General features: G+C 62.9%; 19 protein-coding genes. 13 read left to right on the top strand and 6 right to left on the bottom strand.

Features of this window, described 5'->3' with window-relative positions; genetic code table 11:
- The first annotated feature begins 120 nt into the window (after positions 1–120).
- From P0D96_RS19655 to P0D96_RS19610, 10 genes are all read left to right on the top strand, one after another.
- Complete coding sequence (locus tag P0D96_RS19655) at positions 121–606, top strand: aminoacyl-tRNA deacylase (protein ID WP_132377521.1); 486 nt, start codon at positions 121–123, stop codon at positions 604–606.
- A gap of 65 nt (positions 607–671) precedes the next feature.
- On the top strand, positions 672–1,415 hold the full coding sequence (locus tag P0D96_RS19650; RefSeq protein WP_408178159.1) for a BON domain-containing protein: 744 nt from the start codon (positions 672–674) through the stop codon (positions 1,413–1,415).
- Positions 1,416–1,780: 365 nt separating this feature from the next.
- Positions 1,781–2,677, top strand: a complete 897-nt coding sequence (locus P0D96_RS19645; protein ID WP_408178158.1) for a nitrilase family protein — start codon at positions 1,781–1,783, stop codon at positions 2,675–2,677.
- 63 nt (positions 2,678–2,740) lie between these two features.
- The gene (locus P0D96_RS19640; RefSeq protein WP_408314908.1) at positions 2,741–3,910 is read left to right on the top strand and encodes a substrate-binding protein; all 1,170 of its coding nucleotides are present in this window, start codon (positions 2,741–2,743) and stop codon (positions 3,908–3,910) included.
- A 75-nt stretch (positions 3,911–3,985) separates the two neighbouring features.
- A complete protein-coding gene (locus P0D96_RS19635) occupies positions 3,986–4,819 on the top strand; it encodes a branched-chain amino acid ABC transporter permease (protein ID WP_408314907.1) in 834 nt (277 codons plus the stop codon).
- On the top strand, positions 4,812–6,674 hold the full coding sequence (locus tag P0D96_RS19630) for an ABC transporter permease subunit (protein ID WP_408314905.1): 1,863 nt from the start codon (positions 4,812–4,814) through the stop codon (positions 6,672–6,674). The genes P0D96_RS19635 and P0D96_RS19630 overlap by 8 nt, the downstream gene beginning before the upstream one ends.
- Positions 6,671–7,378, top strand: coding sequence for a branched-chain amino acid ABC transporter ATP-binding protein (locus P0D96_RS19625; RefSeq protein ID WP_408314903.1), 708 nt, complete (start codon positions 6,671–6,673; stop codon positions 7,376–7,378). The genes P0D96_RS19630 and P0D96_RS19625 overlap by 4 nt, the downstream gene beginning before the upstream one ends.
- 31 nt (positions 7,379–7,409) lie before the next feature.
- Complete coding sequence (locus tag P0D96_RS19620) at positions 7,410–8,711, top strand: amidase (RefSeq protein WP_408178153.1); 1,302 nt, start codon at positions 7,410–7,412, stop codon at positions 8,709–8,711.
- A gap of 32 nt (positions 8,712–8,743) precedes the next feature.
- Positions 8,744–9,919 carry a transporter substrate-binding domain-containing protein gene (locus P0D96_RS19615; RefSeq protein WP_132377513.1) on the top strand — a complete coding sequence of 392 codons (1,176 nt, stop codon included), beginning with the start codon at positions 8,744–8,746 and terminating at the stop codon, positions 9,917–9,919.
- Positions 9,916–10,536: an ANTAR domain-containing response regulator gene (locus tag P0D96_RS19610; protein WP_132377512.1), complete on the top strand. Its 621-nt coding sequence runs from the start codon at positions 9,916–9,918 to the stop codon at positions 10,534–10,536. Before P0D96_RS19615 ends, P0D96_RS19610 begins: the two co-directional genes overlap by 4 nt.
- 118 nt (positions 10,537–10,654) lie before the next feature.
- Here the strand turns inward: P0D96_RS19610 and P0D96_RS19605 are convergent, their stop codons facing one another.
- Positions 10,655–11,581, bottom strand: a complete 927-nt coding sequence (locus P0D96_RS19605) for a hypothetical protein (protein WP_408314901.1) — start codon at positions 11,579–11,581, stop codon at positions 10,655–10,657.
- Between the two features lie 583 nt (positions 11,582–12,164).
- On the opposite strand from P0D96_RS19605, the gene P0D96_RS19600 reads away from it, so the two are divergent.
- From P0D96_RS19600 to P0D96_RS19590, 3 genes are all read left to right on the top strand, one after another.
- The gene (locus tag P0D96_RS19600; protein ID WP_132377510.1) at positions 12,165–12,536 is read left to right on the top strand and encodes a YciI family protein; all 372 of its coding nucleotides are present in this window, start codon (positions 12,165–12,167) and stop codon (positions 12,534–12,536) included.
- Entirely contained in the window at positions 12,533–13,801 is a 1,269-nt protein-coding gene (locus tag P0D96_RS19595; RefSeq protein ID WP_408178150.1) for an RNA polymerase sigma factor, read from the top strand. The genes P0D96_RS19600 and P0D96_RS19595 overlap by 4 nt, the downstream gene beginning before the upstream one ends.
- A 292-nt stretch (positions 13,802–14,093) precedes the next feature.
- On the top strand, positions 14,094–16,025 hold the full coding sequence (locus P0D96_RS19590; protein WP_408285230.1) for an SMP-30/gluconolactonase/LRE family protein: 1,932 nt from the start codon (positions 14,094–14,096) through the stop codon (positions 16,023–16,025).
- A gap of 202 nt (positions 16,026–16,227) precedes the next feature.
- Here the strand turns inward: P0D96_RS19590 and P0D96_RS19585 are convergent, their stop codons facing one another.
- From P0D96_RS19585 to P0D96_RS19565, 5 genes are all read right to left on the bottom strand, one after another.
- On the bottom strand, positions 16,228–17,211 hold the full coding sequence (locus P0D96_RS19585) for a fatty acid desaturase (RefSeq protein ID WP_408285228.1): 984 nt from the start codon (positions 17,209–17,211) through the stop codon (positions 16,228–16,230).
- Between the two features lie 151 nt (positions 17,212–17,362).
- Positions 17,363–18,151 (bottom strand): CDP-diacylglycerol diphosphatase, encoded by a 789-nt coding sequence (locus tag P0D96_RS19580; protein ID WP_408314899.1) that lies wholly within the window; start codon positions 18,149–18,151, stop codon positions 17,363–17,365.
- 50 nt (positions 18,152–18,201) lie between these two features.
- Positions 18,202–19,656, bottom strand: coding sequence for an indoleacetamide hydrolase (iaaH, locus tag P0D96_RS19575; protein ID WP_408178146.1), 1,455 nt, complete (start codon positions 19,654–19,656; stop codon positions 18,202–18,204).
- Positions 19,637–20,578 carry a ferritin-like domain-containing protein gene (locus P0D96_RS19570; RefSeq protein WP_408314897.1) on the bottom strand — a complete coding sequence of 314 codons (942 nt, stop codon included), beginning with the start codon at positions 20,576–20,578 and terminating at the stop codon, positions 19,637–19,639. Before P0D96_RS19570 ends, iaaH begins: the two co-directional genes overlap by 20 nt.
- A gap of 132 nt (positions 20,579–20,710) precedes the next feature.
- Entirely contained in the window at positions 20,711–20,926 is a 216-nt protein-coding gene (locus P0D96_RS19565) for a DUF6566 family protein (protein WP_106277508.1), read from the bottom strand.
- Positions 20,927–21,246: the final 320 nt, after the last annotated feature.

The raw sequence follows: 21,246 nt of genomic DNA, 5'->3' as shown, positions 1-21,246 counted from the left end.
TGTCGCGCCCGCGCAGTCACGGCGCTGCCGTCCGCATGTTTTTCACACGCTAGCGAAAGCGAACTATTCTTAAAGGATCTCGCGAAGTAGTTTCCTGTTTGCTTTCAGCGGAGGTGCGTCATGTCTATCTCAGCCACGCTCCAGGACTGCCTGCGCAGCAAGGGCTCGCAGTACGAAATCGTGCATCATCCATACAGCCATTCCAGCGTCGAAACCGCGGCGGCAGCGCATATTCCCGGCGATCGCCTCGCCAAGACAGTGCTTTTTGAAGACGAACACGGCTATGTGGCCACCGTGCTGCCATCGACTTACGCCGTGCGGCTCTCCGAGCTATGGGCAAAGACCGGACGCCACCTCGTGCTCGCCAAAGAGACCGATCTGCGGGAGTTGTTCAAGGATTGCGACGCGGGAGCGCTCCCGCCGGTCTGTACGGCCTATGGCATGCAAACCTATCTCGACGAGAGCCTCGCCTTGCAGCCGGACGTTTATTTCGAGGCCGGCGATCATGAAGAGCTGATCCATATGGACACGGATCAATTCCTGGATCTGATGGACCGAGCCGAGCGGGCACGCTTCGCCCGTCGCATGCAGGGTATGCCGATGTGACCGGCCCGGTTTGCGCAGCGCGGCCTGAAGCGCGCTGCGTCCCCAACCTTTGCGCGAGGCGGATCATGCAACGCAGCGATACGGTCCTGAAGCAGGTGGTGGCAGCCTTCGAACGCGAATCACACCTGAAGCTTCACAATCATCCCATTCATATGAGTTTCGACGACGATGCCTTGACCGTGGCAGGCGAGGTGCCGGATGTCGCATCCAAGAAGCGCCTTCTTCAGTTGACCCGGCTACACAGCGAGGGCAAACGCGTGGTCGACCAGTTGCGTGTCACCGCCAACCCGCCGGTCGCGGATGGCGAATTGCGCACACGTATCTGCGAACGGCTGGCTCAGGCGGTGGATTTCCGCAACTGTGTGATCTGTGCACGGGTGAAGGGCGAGCTCGAAGTGCTGCGCGGCACCATGGACGAAGCGGGCAACGACGGCAGCGGCGTCATCGAGATAACGGTCAAGGACGGTGTGGTGACCCTGACGGGGCAAGTGATCAGCCTGTCTCACAGGCGCCTGGCGAGTGTGACTGCCTGGTGGGTCGGCGGCTGCCGCGACGTGGTGAACCTGCTGGAGTTGGTGCCCGCCGAAGCGGACGGCGACGATGAAATGTCCGACGTCCTGCACCTGGTGCTCGAAACCGATCCGCGCGTGCGCGCCGCGCAGATCACCATCAACGTGGAAAACCACAGGATCACGCTAGCAGGTTGGGTGGCGACCGAAGCCGAAAGCCGGCAAGCGGAACAGGACGCCTGGTGCATGGATGCGATCGGGGGCGTCGTCAATCGTATCCAGGTGCGTGCGTCGATCTGACTGTAGGCCTAGGGGAACGAGTGCGTTCAAGGGCCGTTCGTTGCGACGCTCCGTCAGATGATCAGACCTTCGGGTCGAGTGCACCGGCAGCGAGACGGAAGGGGCGCACTGGGCGCGGGATTTCGGAACGCATGGAACCTTGTGGCGGCGACGCTGGCCGGCATGGTGGGCGACCCGCGAGTACTTTCCCTATAGGCTGCCAAACCTCTTGACATCGTGAATTTGACTTCATAAATTCTCTCCCACTGAACTGTCAGTTTTTGGCAGTTCCACGGCAACGATGCCGTGCCACATTTGGAAGGCTATGTAGCCCCCGAACTCGCGTCCAACGCAGGTTCGGGGGCTTTTTGCTTTTGGGAGACAAAATGGTGACATTGCAGTACAACTCCGCGGAACGTGGCCTCGAGGGCCTTGTCATTGCATGCGTTCAGATGGAGCCTCATGTCGGCAGAAAGCGCGAGAACGTGGCGCAATGCATCCGGCACATCGAAGCCGCTGTGGATCACGGTGCGTCCCTGGTGGTGTTGCCGGAGCTGGCCAATACCGGCTACGTGTTCACGGATCGCGCCGAGGCGTTCGCGCTGGCCGAACCGTTGCCGCAAGGGGAAACCGCGCAACTGCTTGCTGAAACGGCGCGCCGTCTTGGTGTCCATATCGTCAGCGGTATCGCCGAACGGGCTGGCAACCAACTCTACAACTCAGCAATCCTGACCGGCCCCGCGGGTCACGTCGGCGTCTATCGTAAGCTGCATCTGTGGAATAACGAACATCTCTTCTTCGAGCCGGGTAACCGTGGCGTTCCAGTATTCGATACGCCGCTGGGACGAATCGCCATCGCAATCTGCTACGACGGGTGGTTTCCCGAAACATACCGGCTTGCCGCGATGCAGGATGCGGACATCGTTTGCGTGCCGACCAACTGGGTGCCGATGCCCGCGCAACCGGACGATCGTCCCGCCATGGCCACGACGCTCACCATGGCGGCTGCGCACAGCAACGGCGTGGCGATCGCATGCGCAAACCGCATCGGCACGGAGCGCGGTCAGCCGTTCATCGGCCAGAGCCTGATCGTGGGCGGTAACGGATGGCCTGTCGCGGGCCCGGCCAGTGTCGATCGCGAAGAAATCCTGTACGCCTCGATCGATCTGGAGCGCACCCGTTCGGAACGCACGCTGAACACCTTCAATCACGTGCTGCACGACCGGCGCGCGGACGTGTACGACCCGATGCTGGGCACCGGCTGGCCTGCGTCGCGTTCATGACGCATCCCATCGCACCTGTATGAAGCACAAACATTTCATTCGACCACTGTGAGGAAAAAATCCATGCTTCCGTTCAACAAACCCATCCTTGTCGGCGCAGTCGTGGCGCTCGCCACGGCCTGCACCTGCATCAGCGCACTCGCCGCCGATCCGATCAGAATCGGTGTAGCAGTGGGACTGTCCGGCGCAAATAGTGTGGTTGCGCCGGCCGTCGTGCAGTCGTCGCAACTCGCCGTCGACGAAATCAACGCATCGGGTGGGATCATGGGCCGCCAGGTGCAGCTCGACATCACCGACGACGCATCCGGTGCAGTCGGCGCGCAGAAGGCGTACGACACGCTGGTGTTCCAGAAGAACGTCGACGCGATCATTTCCATGGAAACGAGCGCCGCGCGTAACGCGGCGCTGCCGATCGTGGCGCGCGGCAAGAAGCTTTTGGTGTACACGTCGTTTTATGAGGGCCGTTCGTGCAGTCCGTGGATGTACGTGAACGGCTGGGTGCCTGAGCAGCAGGTCGCGCCGGTGGTCGATTATTTCGCGAAAAGCAAGGGCGCCAAGACCTTCTATCTGGTCGGCAACGACTACGTTTTTGGCCGCGGCATGCTTGGATTCACCAGAAAATATATCGAGGAGCACGGCGGCAAGGTAGTCGGCGAGGAGTACTTGCCGATCGACGGCACCGACTGGACGCCGATCCTTTCCAAGATCCGTGCGGCTCACCCTGATGCGCTGATCAGCGCGACGGCCGGCGGCGCACCCAACGTGTCGCTTGCCAAACAGCTGAAGGGTTCCGGCATGACGCTGCCTTATGGCAACCTGGCGATCGACGAAGGCACCGCGAAGAGCATGGGCGACGTCGCCGCCGGTATGTACATGTCGGGCTCCTACCTGACGGGCATCGATACGCCGGGCAACAAAAAATTTCTCGCTGCGATGGACAAAAAATTCGGCAAGGATCTAAAGACGCCGAACGAGTTGTCCGAGCCGCAATACGAAGCCTTCTTCCTGTACAAGGCCGCGGTGGAAAAGGCGGGCTCCACCGACGCCGACAAGGTGATCAAGGCGCTGGGCCAAGTGTCGTTTGACGGACCGCGCGGACCGGTGGCCATGAACAGGAGCCGGCACACGCCTCTTGCCATGCGCCTCGGCCAGATACAGCCGGACGGCTCGGTGAGGATCCTGCAGACCTTCCCGAATGTGGACCCGGGCGCGCAGTGCCCGAACATCAAGTAGAAGCAACTCGAAATACGGCATCCGCCTGATGCATATCCGCAGGCAACGCACAGGCGGATGCGACTGGAGAAGACAATGGTTCTTGCACTCGATATTTTCACAACCGCGGCGGTGCTGTTCATCGTGACCGCAGGATTGATGGTGATTTTCGGCGTGATGAAAATCGTCAATTTCGCCCATGGCGCGCTGCTGACGATAGGCGCCTACGCGAGCTTCGTCGTGACGCAGCTCAAGCTGAGTCCGTGGCTCGGGCTGCCACTCGCGATCGTGGTGGGTGCCGCCGTGGGCATGCTCGTCGAGCAGGTGATCGTCCGGCCGCTCTACAAGCGTCCGCTCGACGCGATCCTCGCCACCTGGGGTCTGGGTATCGTGATTGGGCAGCTCATCGTGATGGCGTTTGGCCGCGAGGCGCAGTTCGTGGAGACGCCGCTCAAAGGGGCCGTCACTATCGCGGGGACCGATTACTCTGCCTACCGTTTGCTGCTGATCCCGATCGCGCTCGGTCTGTGCGTCCTCATGAGCGCGCTTCTCGCGGGAACGCGCTTTGGCATCAGGACACGCGCGGTGATCATGAACGAGGACCTGGCGCGAAGTCTCGGCATTCATTCCGGCCGCATCCGTTTCATTACCTTCAGTCTGGGCGCGGCGCTCGGTTCCCTCGCCGGCACGCTCATTACGCCGCTATCGAGCGTCGATCCCGATATGGGGCTGCCGTGGCTGGTGAGCGCGTTCATGCTGGTCATGGTTTCAGGACACTCGATGCTCAGCCTGCTGGTGACGTGCCTCGTGTTCGGCGCTTGCCAGGTGCTGGTCAGCACGTTCGTCAGTCCGGTACTGGGCGGATTGACGATCGCCGTGCTGGCGGCGCTCACGTTGCGGATTCGTCCCAAGGGGTTCTCTCATGGCTAAAGTCGACGAATCGGTGCATCGTGCCGGTGCTCCAACTGTGCAAGGCGACGGGCAAGCACGCAAACGGCCAACCATTCACGGACGCGGTCTGCTCATGGCCGGCGGGGTGGGTGTGGTTCTGCTGGCCGCCGGTCCGCTTGTTTTCGGCTCGTATCTGCTCAACGTCCTCATTCAGGCTTTCTTCTTTTCCATCGTGGCCGTGACCGTGGATATTCTGTGGGGTTACACCGGCTATCTGACGTTCGGGCAATCGGCGTTCTTCGGTCTTGGGGCCTATGCCGCAGGTCTCGTGTTTACGCACGGTGGTTTCTCGGCGGGTTATGTGGTGCTCGCACTGGGCGCGGCAATCGCGGTGACCGCGGCCGTGGCTGCGTTGCTCGGCTGGTTGTCGTTCTATCGCGGCGCGTCGCCGTTTTTCGCGACTGTGATGTCGCTCGTATTGCCGATCGTTCTCAGCCAGTTGCTGCTCTCCGGCGGCGCGTGGACCGGTTCGAGTTCGGGACTCACCGGCTACGAGACCTTCGATCTTTCGCTGCAGGCCTGGTACTGGCTTGCCGGTGCGGCGCTGCTGGTCGTCGCCACGCTTGCGTGGCTATTCGTGCGAAGCGACGGCGGCCGCGTGCTGGCTGCCATTCGCGACAACGAATCACGCTGTTCGTACCTCGGCATCAATACGTCGCTCGTAAAGATCGCCTTGCTGGTTGCGACCGCAGCCATCGCCGGTCTCGCGGGATTCGGCTACGGATCGTTCAGCGGCGTGGTCGCGCCCGAGCTGGCCGGGTTTGTCCTCGGCACCCAACTGATCATCTGGGTCGCGCTCGGCGGCAGAGGAACGTTGTGGGGGCCGGTGATCGGCGCGCTTCTGATCAATGTCGGGACCGCCTATCTCAGCGGCAGCATGCCATTCGCGTGGCAACTGATCCTGGGCGCCGCGTTCGTGGCCGTCATCGTGCTATTGCCGCAAGGTCTGGTGCCGCTGTTGCTAAAGCCATTGCGCCATCTGGCCGGTCATGGCGCCGAACCGGAACTGGTCGAACGCGACGTAGGTGTGGCTCATCAACGGGATCTGTCAGCGCCGGCCCTGCAGATGAGCGGCGTTGCCAGGCATTTCGGCAGCCTGAAAGTGTTGCAAGGCATCGACCTGAACGCCAATGGAGGTGAGCTGGTTGGTCTCATCGGCCCGAACGGCGCCGGCAAAACGACGCTCATGCGCTGCATGAGCGATGGTGCGGAACGCTCCGCCGGCACGGTTGTGCTGTGTGGCCACGATGTCCGTCAATTGCCGCCGAGCCGATGCGTGCATTTCGGGTTGGGGCGCAAGTTCCAGAACGCGAATATCTTCGAGACGCTTACCGTTGCCGAGTGCCTGAGAATCGCGGGCACCATCATCGAACGGCCATCGCTGTTCCGACGTTCCACTACGCTTGCGCTGCCGCCGTATGCGCTGGAGGTGCTTCGTACCACTCATCTCGATCAGAGGCTGGGCGCCGTGGCGAAGGATCTGTCGCACGGGCAGCAGCAGGCGTTGGAACTGGCGATGGTGCTCGCCCTGGAGCCACGGATCGTGCTGCTCGACGAGCCCACGGCAGGTTTGACCAAAACGGAGCGCACGCAAATCGGGAATGTGCTCGCCGCATTGGCTCACCAGTATCAGCTTTGCTGTCTGCTGGTGGAACATGACCTCGATTTCGTGGCCGGGATTGCCACGCGCATCGTGGTGCTGCATCAGGGGCGTATCGTGATGCAAGGCAACTTCGACGAAGTAGTCAACTCGGAGCTGGTCAGAACGATTTATGCAGGGACCGCGCAAAGCGCCGCGGCAGGCGAAAACGTCGGACAACAGGAGGCGTCATGAGCCGGATCGCGCTGGAATTGCAGGACGTGACGAGCGGGTACAAGGCTTCGGTCGTGCTCCGCAAGTTGTCGATGACCGTTGCCGACGGCGAGGCCGTCGCGCTGCTCGGCAAGAACGGCATGGGCAAGACGACGGTGCTCAAGACAATCATGGGCTATCTGCCGAAGCAAGCCGGCGCCATCCGGGCGCGGGGGCAAGATATCACGCGCATGGCGCCTCACCAGATCGCGCGAGAAGGCATTGCTTACGCGCCTCAGGAACACGCATTGTTTCAGGACCTCACCATCCGCGACAATCTGCGTCTTGGGCTCGCGAAGGCATCGGCGTTCGACGAACGCTTTGCCGGGATCGAGCCGGTGTTCCCGGTGTTCGCGAGTCGTCTGAAGCAATTGGCCGGCACGCTTTCCGGCGGCGAACAGAAGATGCTGCTGGTGGCGCGCGCGCTCATGATGCGTCCTTCGCTCATTTTGCTCGATGAGATTACGGAAGGGTTGCAACCGTCCGTGATCGAACGTCTCGCCGACGCGCTGCTATGGGAACGCAGCCAGCACGGCACGGCGCTGCTGCTGGTAGAGCAAAATGTTCCCTTTGCGCTGAAGGTTGCCGACCGCTACGCGGTACTCAAGCAAGGCGAGATCCTCGAGCATGGCAACGCGAAGGATGAAGCGGCGGTGGGATCGATCTTCGAACACTTGCGTGTGTAACATGCGGGACGACCATGACGATAGGCGACACATGATGAACGCAAACTCATTTTATCGACCCCGCTCCGGACTGGACATGCTCGAGCAAACTGCCGCCGACCCTCGCGAGCGCGGTCGCGTCGTCCTCGAGTCGCTCGCGCGCATCGAGGAAGTCGAGCCGGAGGTGAGGGCGTTGACGGCCGTTGCGCAGCGCGAAACGGCGTTGACCGCGGCTGCTGGTGCAACGGGGCCGCTGGCCGGCATGCCGATCGCGGTGAAAGATATCTTCGACACGAGCGACCTGCTCACCTGCTACGGCTCTCCAATTTACGAAGGCCATCAGCCGAAGTCCGATGCCGCGATTGTCACGCTGTTGAGGCGCAACGGCGGCATCGTCATCGGCAAGACCGTCACCAGCGAGTTTGCCTATATGAACCCGCCGGTGACGCGCAATCCGTGCGACCTGGCGCGTACCCCCGGCGGATCGTCATCCGGGTCGGCCGCCGCGGTGGCCGCCGGGATCGTGCCTTTCGCGATCGGTTCGCAGACCGGCGGCTCGACCATCCGGCCCGCTTCGTTCTGCGGCATCGCTGGCTACAAGCCCACGCTCGGCATGTTGCCGACCGTCGGCATGAAGTGCTTTTCGTGGTCGCTGGACACGGTTGGCCTGTTTGGCGCCGGCGCGCGCGACGTGGCTTACCTCGCGCAGGTGCTGTCGGGCCACCAACTGGCCGTGGACGATGTATCCGCCAACCCGGTATTCGGCGTGCCGGACAGCTACCCATGGACCGAACCGTCCGCGAATGCCAGCACCGCGCTCGACACGGCGGTGCGGGCCATCGAGCAGGCGGGGGGCCGTGTGCGGCGTGTGCGTTTCGCTCCGTGGATGGCCGACCTGGTCGCCGCGCACAATACGATTCAGAGCTACGAGTCATATCGGGCACTGGGCTTCGAGTACGATCATCACCGTGCCGATCTATCGCCACTGCTCGCCGGTTTTCTTGAGCGTGCTGCGAGGGTGGATACGACAAGCTACGCCAAGGCGTGTGTTCTCGCGGAACAGGCGAAGACCAGGCTTGCCGGGTTGTTCGACGGTATGACCGGACTGCTGACGCCCAGCGCACCCGACGAAGCGCCCGACGGCCTGGCGTCCACAGGCGACCCCGCATTCAATCGCAATTGGACGTTGCTCGGCTGCCCGTGCGTGAACGTGCCGGGATTGAAGGGCACACGAGGCGGCCCGATTGGCGTGCAGGTGATCTGCCGCCCGTGGGACGATGCCCGATGCCTCGAGGCTGCTGCGTTCGTCGAGCAGGCGATCGCTGCGTCAGTGGGACGTGTTCCCGCGACCTAGGAAACGAGGAAGCGATGCAAGGAGGAAGCGAAATGGAGGCAAGCTCGCGACAGTCGGCCAATCCGGCGCCCGCGGACGATGGTTGGCGCATCGGCGTGTTGTACTCGCGCACGGGCGTGACTTCGGCAACCGAGTCGGAGCATTTTTTCGGCACGGCGCTCGCGATTGAAGAAGTCAACGCGGCCGGCGGAGTGAGCGGGCGCCTGCTCGACCCCGTTGTTTACGATCCGAAGAGCGATCCCGATGAATACCGCCGGCTCGCCACCCGGATGCTGCAGGAAGACGACGTGACCGTGATTTTCGGCTGTTCGACCTCGTCGAGCAGAAAGGCGGTTTTGCCGGTGATCGAGCGCACCAACGCATTGCTATGGTACTGCTCGATCTACGAAGGGTTTGAGTATTCGCCCAACGTGATCTACACCGGCGCGGTGCCGAACCAGAACAGCATGCAACTGGCGGCCTACCTGCTGCGCAATCATGGCCGCCGTTTTTTTCTGGTGGGCGCCGACTATATCTATCCGCGAGAATCGAACCGGATCATGCGCGACATGGTCGAGCAGCATGGCGGTGAAATCGTGGAAGAACTCTATCTGCCGAGCGACGCAGATCCGGCGGCGCTGGAAGAAGTGGTGCGGCAGATCAGGAGCGTCGAGCCCGACGTCGTGTTCTCCACTCTGATCGGGCGAGGTGCGCGTGCTTTTTATCGGCTGTATCGCGAGCACGGTATCGACCCTGCACAGATTCCGATTGCAAGCTTGACGATGACCGAAGGCGAAACGCGGATGATTGGCCCCGAACTATGCGGCAGCCACATCATCTCGGCGAGTTACGTCAACACGCTGAACCTCGCGAGTAATGAGCGCTTTCTGAAATCATGGCATGCGCGATTCGGCGATCAACCGGCCAGCATGTGGTCGGAGATGGCGTACAACCAGGTGCATCTCTTTGCGCTGGCGCTGGCCCGTAGCGGAAGTCTCGATACGGCGAAGCTGGTGGAGGCGGTGCACGAAGTCGAATTCGATTCGCCGGAAGGGCTGCTGAAAATCGACCCGGAGAACAATCACGCGATACTGACGCCGCGCATTGCCGTGTGCCGGCCGGACGGCTCGTTCGACATAGTCTGGGAGGGGCGAGGTCCGATCAAACCTGATCCGTATCTGACGTCGTACGGATTCGCGGAATTCTGGCTCGATGGAGAATCGGTATGAGCACGGGGGCCCGTCGCCTTTTCGACGATCTACGCACGCTGCGCGTCCTCGTGATTCATCCGCCGGGCGACGACCGCATTGTTCTGGAAGAGCAGTTGCGCCGCATCGGCTGTCCGGTGCGCGTGCTCTGGCCGTTTCCGTCGCAGCTGCCGGCCGATGTCGACGCGATTTTCTTTCTCGTCGGCCCCGAAACCCGCAGCGCGGGCAACTGGTGCGCAGCCGATACCGAAGCAACGTTGATCGCGCTATCCGACTACGAGAATCCAACGGCGCTAAAAATGCTGGTGGATACGCAGGCGCATGGCGTCATCACGAAGCCCTACCGTTCCACCGGCATCCTGAGCACCCTGGTGCTCGCGCGCGCGTCCTCAGGCTATCAGCAGCGGTTGCACAGCAAGGTCGCGAAGCTCGAGGAAGCGATCAAGGCGCGACGCCACGTCGAGAAGGCCATCCGCATCCTCATGGAGGCGCACCAGCTCAGCGAAAATGAAGCCTACGAGCACATTCGCTCGAGAGCGACAAGTCTCCGGGTCACGGTGAGCGAGATCGCTACGCTGGTGATCGATGCACATGAGGCAATGGAAAAACTCGGTCTTGCCAAGGGATCAAAACTTTGAGTCGTGACGGCGCCAGTGGAACGCCGGCGAGGATTGATATCGGACGACGCGCTTCCGAATTCATTGCGCGGCCTCGCAGAACCTGCCGGTCCCAACGACGCCTGCGCTGCTGCGCAATCTACTGGGCGGTCTGCTGACGTTGATACTCGTTGTGCTTCATTTGCATGTAGTCGGCGCGGCTGACCTCGTGCAATTGCCGCGGATACTGCTCGGTCGCATCGAACCAGTCGGTGAGGCGTTTTTCGAGGCGGGCGTTGGGCGGGCTGGAAAGCGCACCCAGGTACGCATCGACGGCTAGGTAATAGCGCATGGTATTGCGTTCCACCAGGCCGCGCACGCCGCCGATGTACTGCGTCTCGCCCGTCGACTGATCGGGCGTGGAGGAAAAGCCAACCTTGTCGCTGCCGATGGTCGCCAGATAGGTTTTCATCGCAAGCCGTCCTGTCGTGCCATAGCCGTAGGCGTAGGTCAGATGGATAAAGGTGCGGTTATCGCCCACGGGTATCGCCTCCATCACGATACGGTAGTCTTTCGTACTCAGCGGACCCGTGGCGGCCGAGAGTTCCACGCGAAGATAATCCGGGTTGGTCGCGGCCGGCCGATAGTTGAATTGCACACGGTAGGACGAGGAAAGCGATTCCTCAGTTTTCTTGCCGATGTTCACTGCGAGGAACGTACCGCTGGCGCTCGTCGATGCATGGCAGTACTTGGTGTTCAGGTGCAGGATCAGCACGTCGCACCAGTTGGCCGGGCCCTGAGTCGGGTCGTTGAGCGTGCCGTTGACCGTCGCGAACGGATAGTTGAGCACACCGTAAATATCGCCCTTGAGCGCCGAGGGCAACTCCTGCGATTCGAGGTAGAGCGGTCGCTGGAACTGGTTGTGTGCGAGCTGCTGCGTCAGACTCTGGAATTTGTCGCGCAGGCTCGCTGCGTTGCCGGCCGCTTGCGCGAAGGCGCTCTGGCACAGGCAGCAGAGCACCGCCAGCATCGCGGCCATCAGCCACTGACTGCGGTTGCTTGCTGCAGATCTGGCAAGCCTGCTCATGGACGCGCTCCTACTTTTGGCTCAGATTGCGGGGCGCCGTGCGTGGATCGGATCGTGGAGCCCTCGTTGTCCCGCATTCTTGCAGGAGGTGGAGGGGTTTGTACATCCGTAATCGCCGCTGTCGTGCAATCGGCCATTGCCGACAGTCAGGCATCGTCGCGGGTGAAACGGACCGCGGGCCGGGTGTCACCTGATCGACAGCTTCAAGGTGTAGTTATTGACTCTTCGAGTTACTCGGCAGGTTATCGATAGAGCGATTGCGGGAGAAGTCGAGCGACCTTGGTGGGTCTCAAGCGTGGGACAGTTGAAAGTCAGATATCCTCACCGAGATTGTTGCGATCCCTGCGGGAACCGGGCTTTAATGCAGTCTGCAATGGTGCGGTGAATTGATAGCCGCGCGGAGCGGATGGCGGCGTCGCCCGAAGTGACCGCGCGCAGGGTCCTGGACGGAGGCGACCGATTGACACGGGTGCGCCATTCGCGATTTTTTTAACGCCGCCTGTCCGTCAGCATGCGGTCCGAGCGTCATTGTAATGGCGGCCCGATGCCATTCAGCCGCCTTAACCCCATGACGGAGGCTCATATGCAATACCTATTGATGATCTATTCGGAAGAAAACGGCTGGAACCAGATGACCGACAGCGAGCGGCAGCAAGGGGTTGCCGCCTATCAGGCGTACACCGAATCGTTGAAAAAAGCGGACGCGCTGGTGGGCGCCAACCGGCTCCAGCAGACGAGCACGGCCACCACGGTGCGGCTCGTCGACGGTAAGCCGCAGGTGCTGGACGGACCTTATTCCGATTCGAAGGAACAACTCGCCGGCTACTACCTGATCGACGTGCCCAACCTGGACGCGGCGATCGCGTGGGCGTCGCGTTGTCCCGGCGCGGCGCACGGCCTCATGGAAGTGCGCCCGGTCTGGACTGCGCCTTATGATGCGCCATCCGCTGCATGAGTCCGGGCGGCGCCGACCGTGACGCTGACGGCGCCGCGCATGCGATTGCCGAGGCGGTCGCGCGCCGCAGTTACGGCAAGCTCGTCGCGCTGCTGGCGATGCGCACGCGCGACGTCGCCGCGGCCGAGGACGCGCTGGCCGACGCGTTTGCGGCCGCGCTCGCGGACTGGCCGCAGCGCGGCTGCCCCGCGAATCCCGAAGCGTGGCTGATGACGGTTGCGCGCCGCCGGGCGGTCGATGGCGCGCGTCATCGCCGTGTCGGCGACGAAGTGGTGAACCAGCTGGCGATCCTCGCCGACGAGATCGACGAGCGTGAAGCAGGCATGTTGCCCGACCGGCGGCTTGCGCTGCTGTTCGCGTGCACGCACCCTGCGCTCGAGGCCGCGATTCGCACGCCGCTGATGCTGCAGGTGGTGCTGGGGCTCGAAGCGAAGACGATTGCGTCCGCGTTCCTGATGTCGCCGGCCGCGATGAGCAAGCGCCTCGTGCGGGCAAAGAACAAGATTCGCGAAGCGGGCATTCCGTTCAGCGTACCCGAGCGCGAGGAGTTGCCCGGCCGGCTCGCCGCGGTGCTGGAAGCAGTCTATGCGGCGTATGCGGAAGGGTGGACCGATCCGGTCGGCGGCGATACCGCGCGACGCGATCTTGCCGGCGAGGCGCTGTTTCTTGCACAACTGCTCGTCGAATTGCTGCCCGAGGAACCAGAGACGCTTGGTCTGCTCGCGCTGATGCTGTATGCGCAGGCGCGGCGCGATGCGCGACGCGATGCGGCCGGCGACTACGTGCCGCTGTCGGCTCAGGATCCGGCGACATGGAACGCGCCGATGATCGACGCAGCCAATGCACTGCTGCGGCGCGCGAACACGCTCAACGCAATCGGACGCTTTCAGCTCGAGGCCGCGTTGCAGTCTGCGCACGTCCACCGTTGCCGGACGCATCGGCCGAACTGGGACGAGGTCGTGCAACTCTACGATGCGCTACTTACGATTGCAGCATCACCGGTGGTCGCGGTGAACCGCGCGCTCGCGCTGGCCGAACGTGACGGCCCGCAGGCGGCGCTCGACGCGCTCGAACCGTATGCGCACGATCCGCGGCTGGCCGACTATCAGCCGTACTGGGCCGCGCGCGCCGATCTGCTCGCGCGTGCCGGCGCGACGGCCGAAGCGCTCGGCGCTTACGATCTCGCGATCGGACTCGAACGCGATCCGGCCGTGCGCCGGTTCTTGCAGCGCAAGCGCATCGAACTGTCATCGACGAGGAGTTAAATTGGCGCTTGCGTTTGTCACGCGAGGTTGCAAGCCGCGCGCGCTAACGCCACTCAGACCCGCGCTATGCGAGTCGCGTATGCCGCTTGCATGAGCCTGTTAGCTGCCAACAGGAGATGGTCGACCTTCGCTCAAGAGGTCACTGACCGACAAGAACACATGAACCCTACGAAGCTCTGGAGTCCATCCTCAATATGATCTAAAAATGAGGAGGCGCGAATTGCACGCTATGCGTCTCGAGTTAATGAGGTCATTCACGTGAATGATCGCTACATCCAGGAGAGCAGCAGTCATGGTGCAAATAAAACGAATTCATGCTGCGCTCTTCGCCGCAGCGATCGCCACGATTGCGCCGGCCTGTCAGGCGCAAAATACCACCGACTGGCTGGCGAACACCTATGGGACTCTCGCCGCCCACGTGGGTAACACCGCGCGTTCCATGTGGGTCGCGCCCGAGGGCGTCATCTATACGGCATCCATGTGGGACGAGTTCGAGGGTGGCGTCGCGATCTACCAGAACGGCAAGAGCCTCGGCTCGATCGGCGCGCACGGCGAGTTTCAGGGCGGCGCGATCACGGGCAACGCGACGTCGATCTTCGCGGCACTGCAGCCCGGCGGGTCGTACGGAAGCGGCGCGGTGGGACGATACAACCGCACCACCAAGGCTCGCGATCTTTTGATTCAGGTCAGTGCGTCGACCAACCAGCCTCGGGTCGACGTCATCACCGGACTCGCCACGGCGGGCTCGCTCCTCTATGCGAGCGACTTCTATGGCAATCGCGTCCGCATCTACACCACCGACGGTGTCTGGAAGCGGGACATCAACGTGTCGGGGCCGGGCGCGCTCGCCCTGGATGCCGCGGGCAACGTCTGGGTCGCACAGAAGAGCGAGGGCTCGACTGTCGAGTTCAGTCCGACTGGCGCGCTGCTGAACACCATCCGTATGCCCAGTGGATCGCAGCCGTCGTCGCTCTATTTCGATGCATCGTCGGGGCAGCTCATGATAGGGGACGAGGGCCCCGACATGAACATCAAGCGCTACAAACTCTCGGGCACGCCGACGCTGGCCGGTACATTCGGCATTCAGGGCGGCTATCTCGACACCACGACGGGAATCAAAGGCCAGGTCGGCGCGAAGCGCTTCACCCGCGTCACTGGCATCGGCAAGGACACCGCCGGCAACCTCTATGTGCTCAACAACCCGTGGGGCGGAAGCTGGGACCTCGGCCGCAATGGCGGCACCGACATTCATGCGTATAACAGTGCCGGCAACCTGCGGTGGACGCTTCAGTCCCTCAACCTCGAGGGCATCGCCGCCCCGGACCCGGCCACGGATGGCGCCTTGTTCTATGGCGGCACCAACATCTACAGCGGCAGCGCTGGAGGCACCTTCGTCGCGAACACCGTCGATCCGTTCACCTACCCTTCGGACCCGCGCATCAACATGAACGATCACTCACGGGACGAGCACTTCGGTCAACTTGCCACCGTCGGTGCCAACCGGATCCTCGTGGCGTCCGGCCAGAATCCCGATATCTTCTACTTCTTCCACTTCAATGCTGCGAATGGCTACATCGCCATACCGGACGCCACGCTTCCTGGTCCGGCGTTCAAAACGACCGCGGCGGTCAGGGACGGATTCAGCATCGACAGCAAGGGGGGCGTGTGGGCGGGTCTGGATAAGACGGGCTTCATCTACCACTACCCGCTGACCGGCTTCGACGCCAGCGGCAAGCCAACATGGGGACCCGGCATCCCTATCCGCATTCCCGCGAGCATCCAGCCGCTGACGCGCATCGTCTACCTCGCGGACAGCGACACCATGATTCTCGGGCAGGGTGTCGTCGGGAGTACGGACTGGACCTCGATAGGCACGCGGATCGAGGTGTATCACGGCTGGAGCGCGGGCAACACCACGTCACCCAATCCGGTGATCAACCTCACCCATGCCGGCGCCAAGTCGATTGACGCGGCCGGCCGCTACCTTTTCGTCGGCTACTGGTTCGGCAGCGGTCAAGCTTTGCCGAACATCGACGCCTTCAATCTCGCTACAGGCAACCTCGACACCACGCTGGTCAACACCAATAGCCGTGCCGTGGACGCCAGCAGCGCGATCGATGCGATGTACGGCATCAGGGCATACCTTCGATCTACCGGCGAGTACGTGGTCACGAAGAACAACGTCAAGGGCTCCAGTATTACTGTTTATCGCTGGACGCCCTGATCGTGCGTTTCCGTAGACTCTTCACCTCAGGTGCTGGAACCGGCGCGAACAATCAATGTATCGGCGCGTCACCTGCGAATGTCCTCTCAGCAGATTGCGTGCGGACATTCGCCGTCTCCTATCGACTGGCAGCTTCGCATGCATGCGGCTGGTAGTAGACCACCGGGTTCGCGATTGCTCGGCGATTCGGACCGCCTGTGCGCTACGCCCTGCCGAAAGCAGGCGGATTCCTCTCGATGAAATCGGGCAGATTGCCATGCACCGGATGCGCAACCGGTGCGTATGCGTAGAGCCTCAACCACTCGCTATAACCCTGTACGAGAAAGCCTCCTGAACGTTCTATGTACAGCTGGCGGGAGGTCTCGTAGACGACTCGAAGCGCAAACCACGGCACATGCGGCAAGTCGTGATGAACCAGATGGTAGTTGTTGTTCAGAAACAGCAGACGCCAGAACCACGCCGCTTCGTTGATGACCGTGCGATGCTCGTGTGCCTGCGCCGCACGATGTTCCTGAAACGAGCGGATCGAGCCCAACGACAGCGCGCCATAACCCGCGCCGACGACAAAGACCCACGCCGGAATCCCACACGCACGTTGCAGCCAGGCCGTGAGCCCGGCGAGTGCGGCGAAGTGCGCGAGCCACACCGGGACATCGCGCCAATCGCCGCTTCTGATTCGACGCAGCGCTTGCACGCCCGTTGCGGCAATGGCGAACGCCGGCCCGATCAGCAGGCGCCCGATAAACGTATTGCGGAAGGTCAGCAGTGCGCGAATCGCCCAACCCGCGCGTCGCCACACGAGCGCGCTGACGAAGTAGCTCTCGGGGTCGCGCTCGGGATGCGTCAGATGCGGATCGTCGTGATGCTGAAGATGTGAGTCGCGATAGATGCCGTAGGGAAACCACACGGCGAGCGGCGCGAACCCTAGCAGAGCGTTGACGAACGGCGAACGCGTCGGATGGCCGTGCAGCAGTTCATGTTGCAAGGACATGTACCACGTGCCGAGCACGGCCAGCAAGAGAGCGGTGAGCGGCAAGCCGAGCTCGCGCGCATGCGTCGCCACGCCGAACCATCCTCCATAGATCGTCACGATCAGCGCCCAGGTCGGCCATTGCGTGCGCCAGGTCCAGCTTGTCGCCAGGCGGGCGAGTGCGTTGCGTTGCGTGTCGTCGAGATAAATCGCCATGGGCGGGATCGGTCGGAATGCAGGTTCAGACCGATCCTACGGACCCGCGCGCGTTGCCAGAACCAATTTGTTCAGCAATGCATCTGCTCAAACGTGCATAGGCGCGCGGGCCTAAGCACCGGCGCGCTCTGCGAGCTTGCGGGGCAGGCGCTTACGGCGCGTCCGCCACGCGGCAGGCGTGATCCTGGAGGCCTTCCGCCGAGCCGCTGCCGTTGTCCACGTCGAGCCCGCTATTCACGACCAGCCAGCCGTCCTTCTGAGCGGACGGCCCCGCGCCCGTCACGAGAATGGTTTGCCCGGCCATCGCCGCAGCGCCCTGGTTGTCCCGCGCGACGATGCGAAACGGGTTGTCGGCCCCCTCGAGCGAAGTCACGCGCATGATGCGGTAGCGATTGCCGTCGAGCGTCTCCCAGCGCCATTCATCGGGCGAGTCTTTGGCGTGGCGCGCGAGCGCTTCGCTGATATCGCCGCGTATGCAATCGATATGGATATGCAACTGGTTCTGCGTGCGGCGATATTGCGAGTTGATTTCGAGGCTGAGCTGATTGTCAGGCAGCGAGCGCTTGACCGACTTCTCGACATAGGTGCGCGCGTCCCAAGCGTCGACCCAGTAATCCTGCGCATGCGGCGCGAGCACGAGCGGGCTTTCGATCCCAGTGATGCGGTCGGTCGGAATCAGCAGATGCTGCGAGCGTCCGACGATATCCTTCAGGATCGCGTAACGTTTGTTCAGGTCGACAAACGTGCATTGACCCGGCGTGCCGGTGGCCTGCTGAGACGGCACGCAACGCAAATCGACGATCTTCCACAGCGCATTCGAATCGACCGCGGCGAGGCGCGCGCATGCGCTAGCGGCCAAGGCGATGGCTAACGCCGCGGCGATTCGCGCGCCGTGGCGCAAAAGGGCCCGCTGCGGGAGAGCGGGCGTTGGTATTTTCATCGGTGTTTTAGTCTAGTTTTTTTAGAGGCGTTGTGAGGGTCGTTGCGGTATCAAAGCACCGGCGCCGGCAGCGCGCCGAGAAGCTGTTCGAACGCCACGCCAATCGCAAGAAGACGCCGGTCTTCACCGAGCGGGCCGTCCAGTTCGAGTCCGACCGGCAAGCCGCTCGCGGTCATGCCCGCCGGCAGCGAAAGCCCCGGTATGCCCGAGGTGCTGGCCGGATCGGTGTTGCGTAGGAACGCGTCCATGGTGTCGATCGCTGCCGAACCGTCGATCGAGACTACCGACGAGCCGTTGATGTCGTCGATCGGCACGGCGGCGAGACGCGTGGTCGGAAACAGCAGCGCGTCGAGCCGCTCGTCGGCGAACGTCGCGGCCATGTACTGCTGCAAGCGCGGACGCCAATGATTCAGCGCGGCCTCGTAGCGGTCGCCCAGCACATCGTCGAGCACGCCGTCGTAGATCGCGCGCACGTCCGGGCTGGCAATGCGGGCCGCCATTTCGACGACGGTTTTGACGGGCGCGTCGTTGGCGACGAGCCAGCCCAGCACGTCCTCGAGCGGCTCATGGATCGCGATCGGACCGCCCACCATGCCGTTTAGCTCGTCCAGTTCGCTCATCGCCACCGGCACGAGCACCACGCCCGCCGCTTCGAGTTGCTTCAACGCGGCCCGCGCGACGTCTTCCACCTGGCGTTCGAGCCCTTCCCAGAGCGGCGCGGGCAGACCGATGCGCAACCCGTTCAACGCGACGGCCGGCAATGCGCCGGCGCCGGTGATCACGCCGTCGAGCAGCGCGATATCGGCGACGGTGCGCGCCATTGGCCCGACCGTGTCGCGCGTATGGCTGATCGGCACCACGGCGTTCGGATCGTGATAGCGCCGTTCGGGGCCGCCGTTGCCGACCGACGGACGAAACCCCGCCGTGCCCGTCAACGCGGCCGGGATGCGGGTCGAGCCGCCGGTGTCGGTGCCCAGGCCCGCGGGCACGATGCGCGCGGCAATCGCCGCGGCAGTGCCGCCCGACGAGCCGCCCGGAATCAGCGTGGGATCGTAGGGATTGCGCACCGGCCCGGCATGCGTGGCGAGGTTCGTACTCGTGATGCCGAATGCCAGTTCGTGCATATTCGCCTTGCCGAGCACGATCGCGCCGGCGTCGATAAGGCGCTGCACCGAAGGCGCGTTGGTCTTCGGCATAAAGCCCTCGAGCGCCGGTGTGCCCGCCGAGGTCTGCATGCCCGCCGTGTTGATGTTGTCCTTCACGACGATAGGCAAACCGGCGAGCGGCAAGCGAGCCTTGTCGGCCGCGGGCAAGGCGTCGATGCGCCGCGCGGCGGCGAGCGCGCCGTCGAGCTCGAGCGTGGTGAGCGCATTGAGGCTCGAGAGCGCCGCTGCGCGCGCGAGCAAGGTGGCCACGTAGTCGGCGGCGTTCAGGCGGCCGGACTGTATCGCGGCGACGGCTTCTGTAGCGGTCAACGCGAGTTGTTCATCGACGGTCCATGTCATGGCCGGCGTCTCCTTGTCCTGATGGGATTTCCCGGCGCGAGGGTTTCATGAAGCGCAGTGCGAAGCGCGCCAGCTTGGGCCGCAGCAGTCTCGCATCGTAACCGCTCATGCGCCGGACGTTTTCCGCGAGGCAGAGCGCGAACAGGTCGCGCGCGTTCATGGCTTCACCGATTACGCTGCTGCTCGCGGGCAGAAAATTCGAATCGTGCGCCATGCCTTTAGCGTCGATGCCTCTCGCGATGGCGAGACGCTGCCACACCAGCACCACCCAGATCGCGGCCACGCGCAGCGAATGCCACGGTCTGCGCCAGAGTGGCATGGTGCGCCGATACCACGCGACCCAGTTGATAAAAAACAGAATGTGGCGCGCTTCTTCGTGAATCACGGGCTCGAGAGTCTCGACCAGCGCCTCGGGAAAAAAGCCCGACTGCCGCGCCGAGCGGAATAGCCCGAACGCAAAGAAACTGTCGACGCACTCGCTATAGCCCGTGCGCATCCATTCCCATTCGGCGTCGCGCGGCGGCGGATAGTCCGGCTCGGGCGCGATCTCGATGCGGTACGCGGCGACCAGCTTGGAGAGCACGTGCTTGTGACGCGCTTCTTCGTCGCCGTCCATGGTGATGGCTTCGCGCAGCAGGGGATCGCGCAGTTGCGCGGCATAGGTATGAACGGCGATCGACGCGCGGCCTTCGGTCTGCACCGCGATGTCCCAGATCGGCAACGAGCACAACCGCTCGAGCGCATCGGGCGGCAGCGCCGGCCATTCGATCACGGCGGGTTTATAAGGGTTGTGGGTTTCAAGCAGCATCCGGCAAAACATCTGCTTGTGCGCCTCGGAACCGATCTTCACGCGGGCGGGGCCGCGGAATGTCCAGTGGCGTAGGGTGCGGTCTTCGGCAACATCTGTCAGTGTATCGGACATGGCAGGCGTACAGAGGGCGAACTCGATGTGTCGCCTATTCTGGCACAACCGTTCAAATTCCGATGCCGAGCGGCGCAAGCTGGCCCGCGCCGCTCCCAGCGCAAAATGATGCAACTGACGCGATCGGCGATCCTACTGGTGGTTATCGATCCACATGCGTCCCCAGCGGAATGCGTAGGCCAGCGCGTGCTCTTCGTCGAAGAAGTAATCGAGCGCGTCGAATGAATAATGCTGCTCGTGATTCGCGGAAGTTTTTTCGATGGTCAGGTTGGCGGCGAACAGGCCGTTGGGGAGTTGTTGTGCGGCCGGTGCAACTTCGTAACCCTTGTAGCGAATATGTGCGTTCATGATTTTTGGCAATCGTTGTGCCCCGCTTGCGTTGCGAAAAGGCCGGCACGTCGGACGCAACCCGTAGCGCCACGCGGCCGGTAAATCAGCGGGCAGGATCAAGCCTAGGCCGCGCTGCGCAGCGGGTGAACCAATCTTTCGTCGTAAGCAAATCAGGAGGGAGGTGTACAGGAGCCCCGATCGGATCATATTCGCTGTGTTCAGACACACTATCCGGTGTTGCGGATCACGGGTCTGTTATGTGCCGCACGGTTCGCGCGAACGACCGCGCCGTGGGCCGCGCAAGCGGGTCCACGGCGTCGTGAGTCTTGTGGCAAAAG

It is taken from the genome of Paraburkholderia sp. RL17-347-BIC-D (assembly GCF_046027915.1).
Classification (GTDB): Bacteria; Pseudomonadota; Gammaproteobacteria; order Burkholderiales; family Burkholderiaceae; genus Paraburkholderia.
Note: the sequence above shows the minus strand (reverse complement) of the source record. Positions and strands in the feature narration are given on the sequence as shown.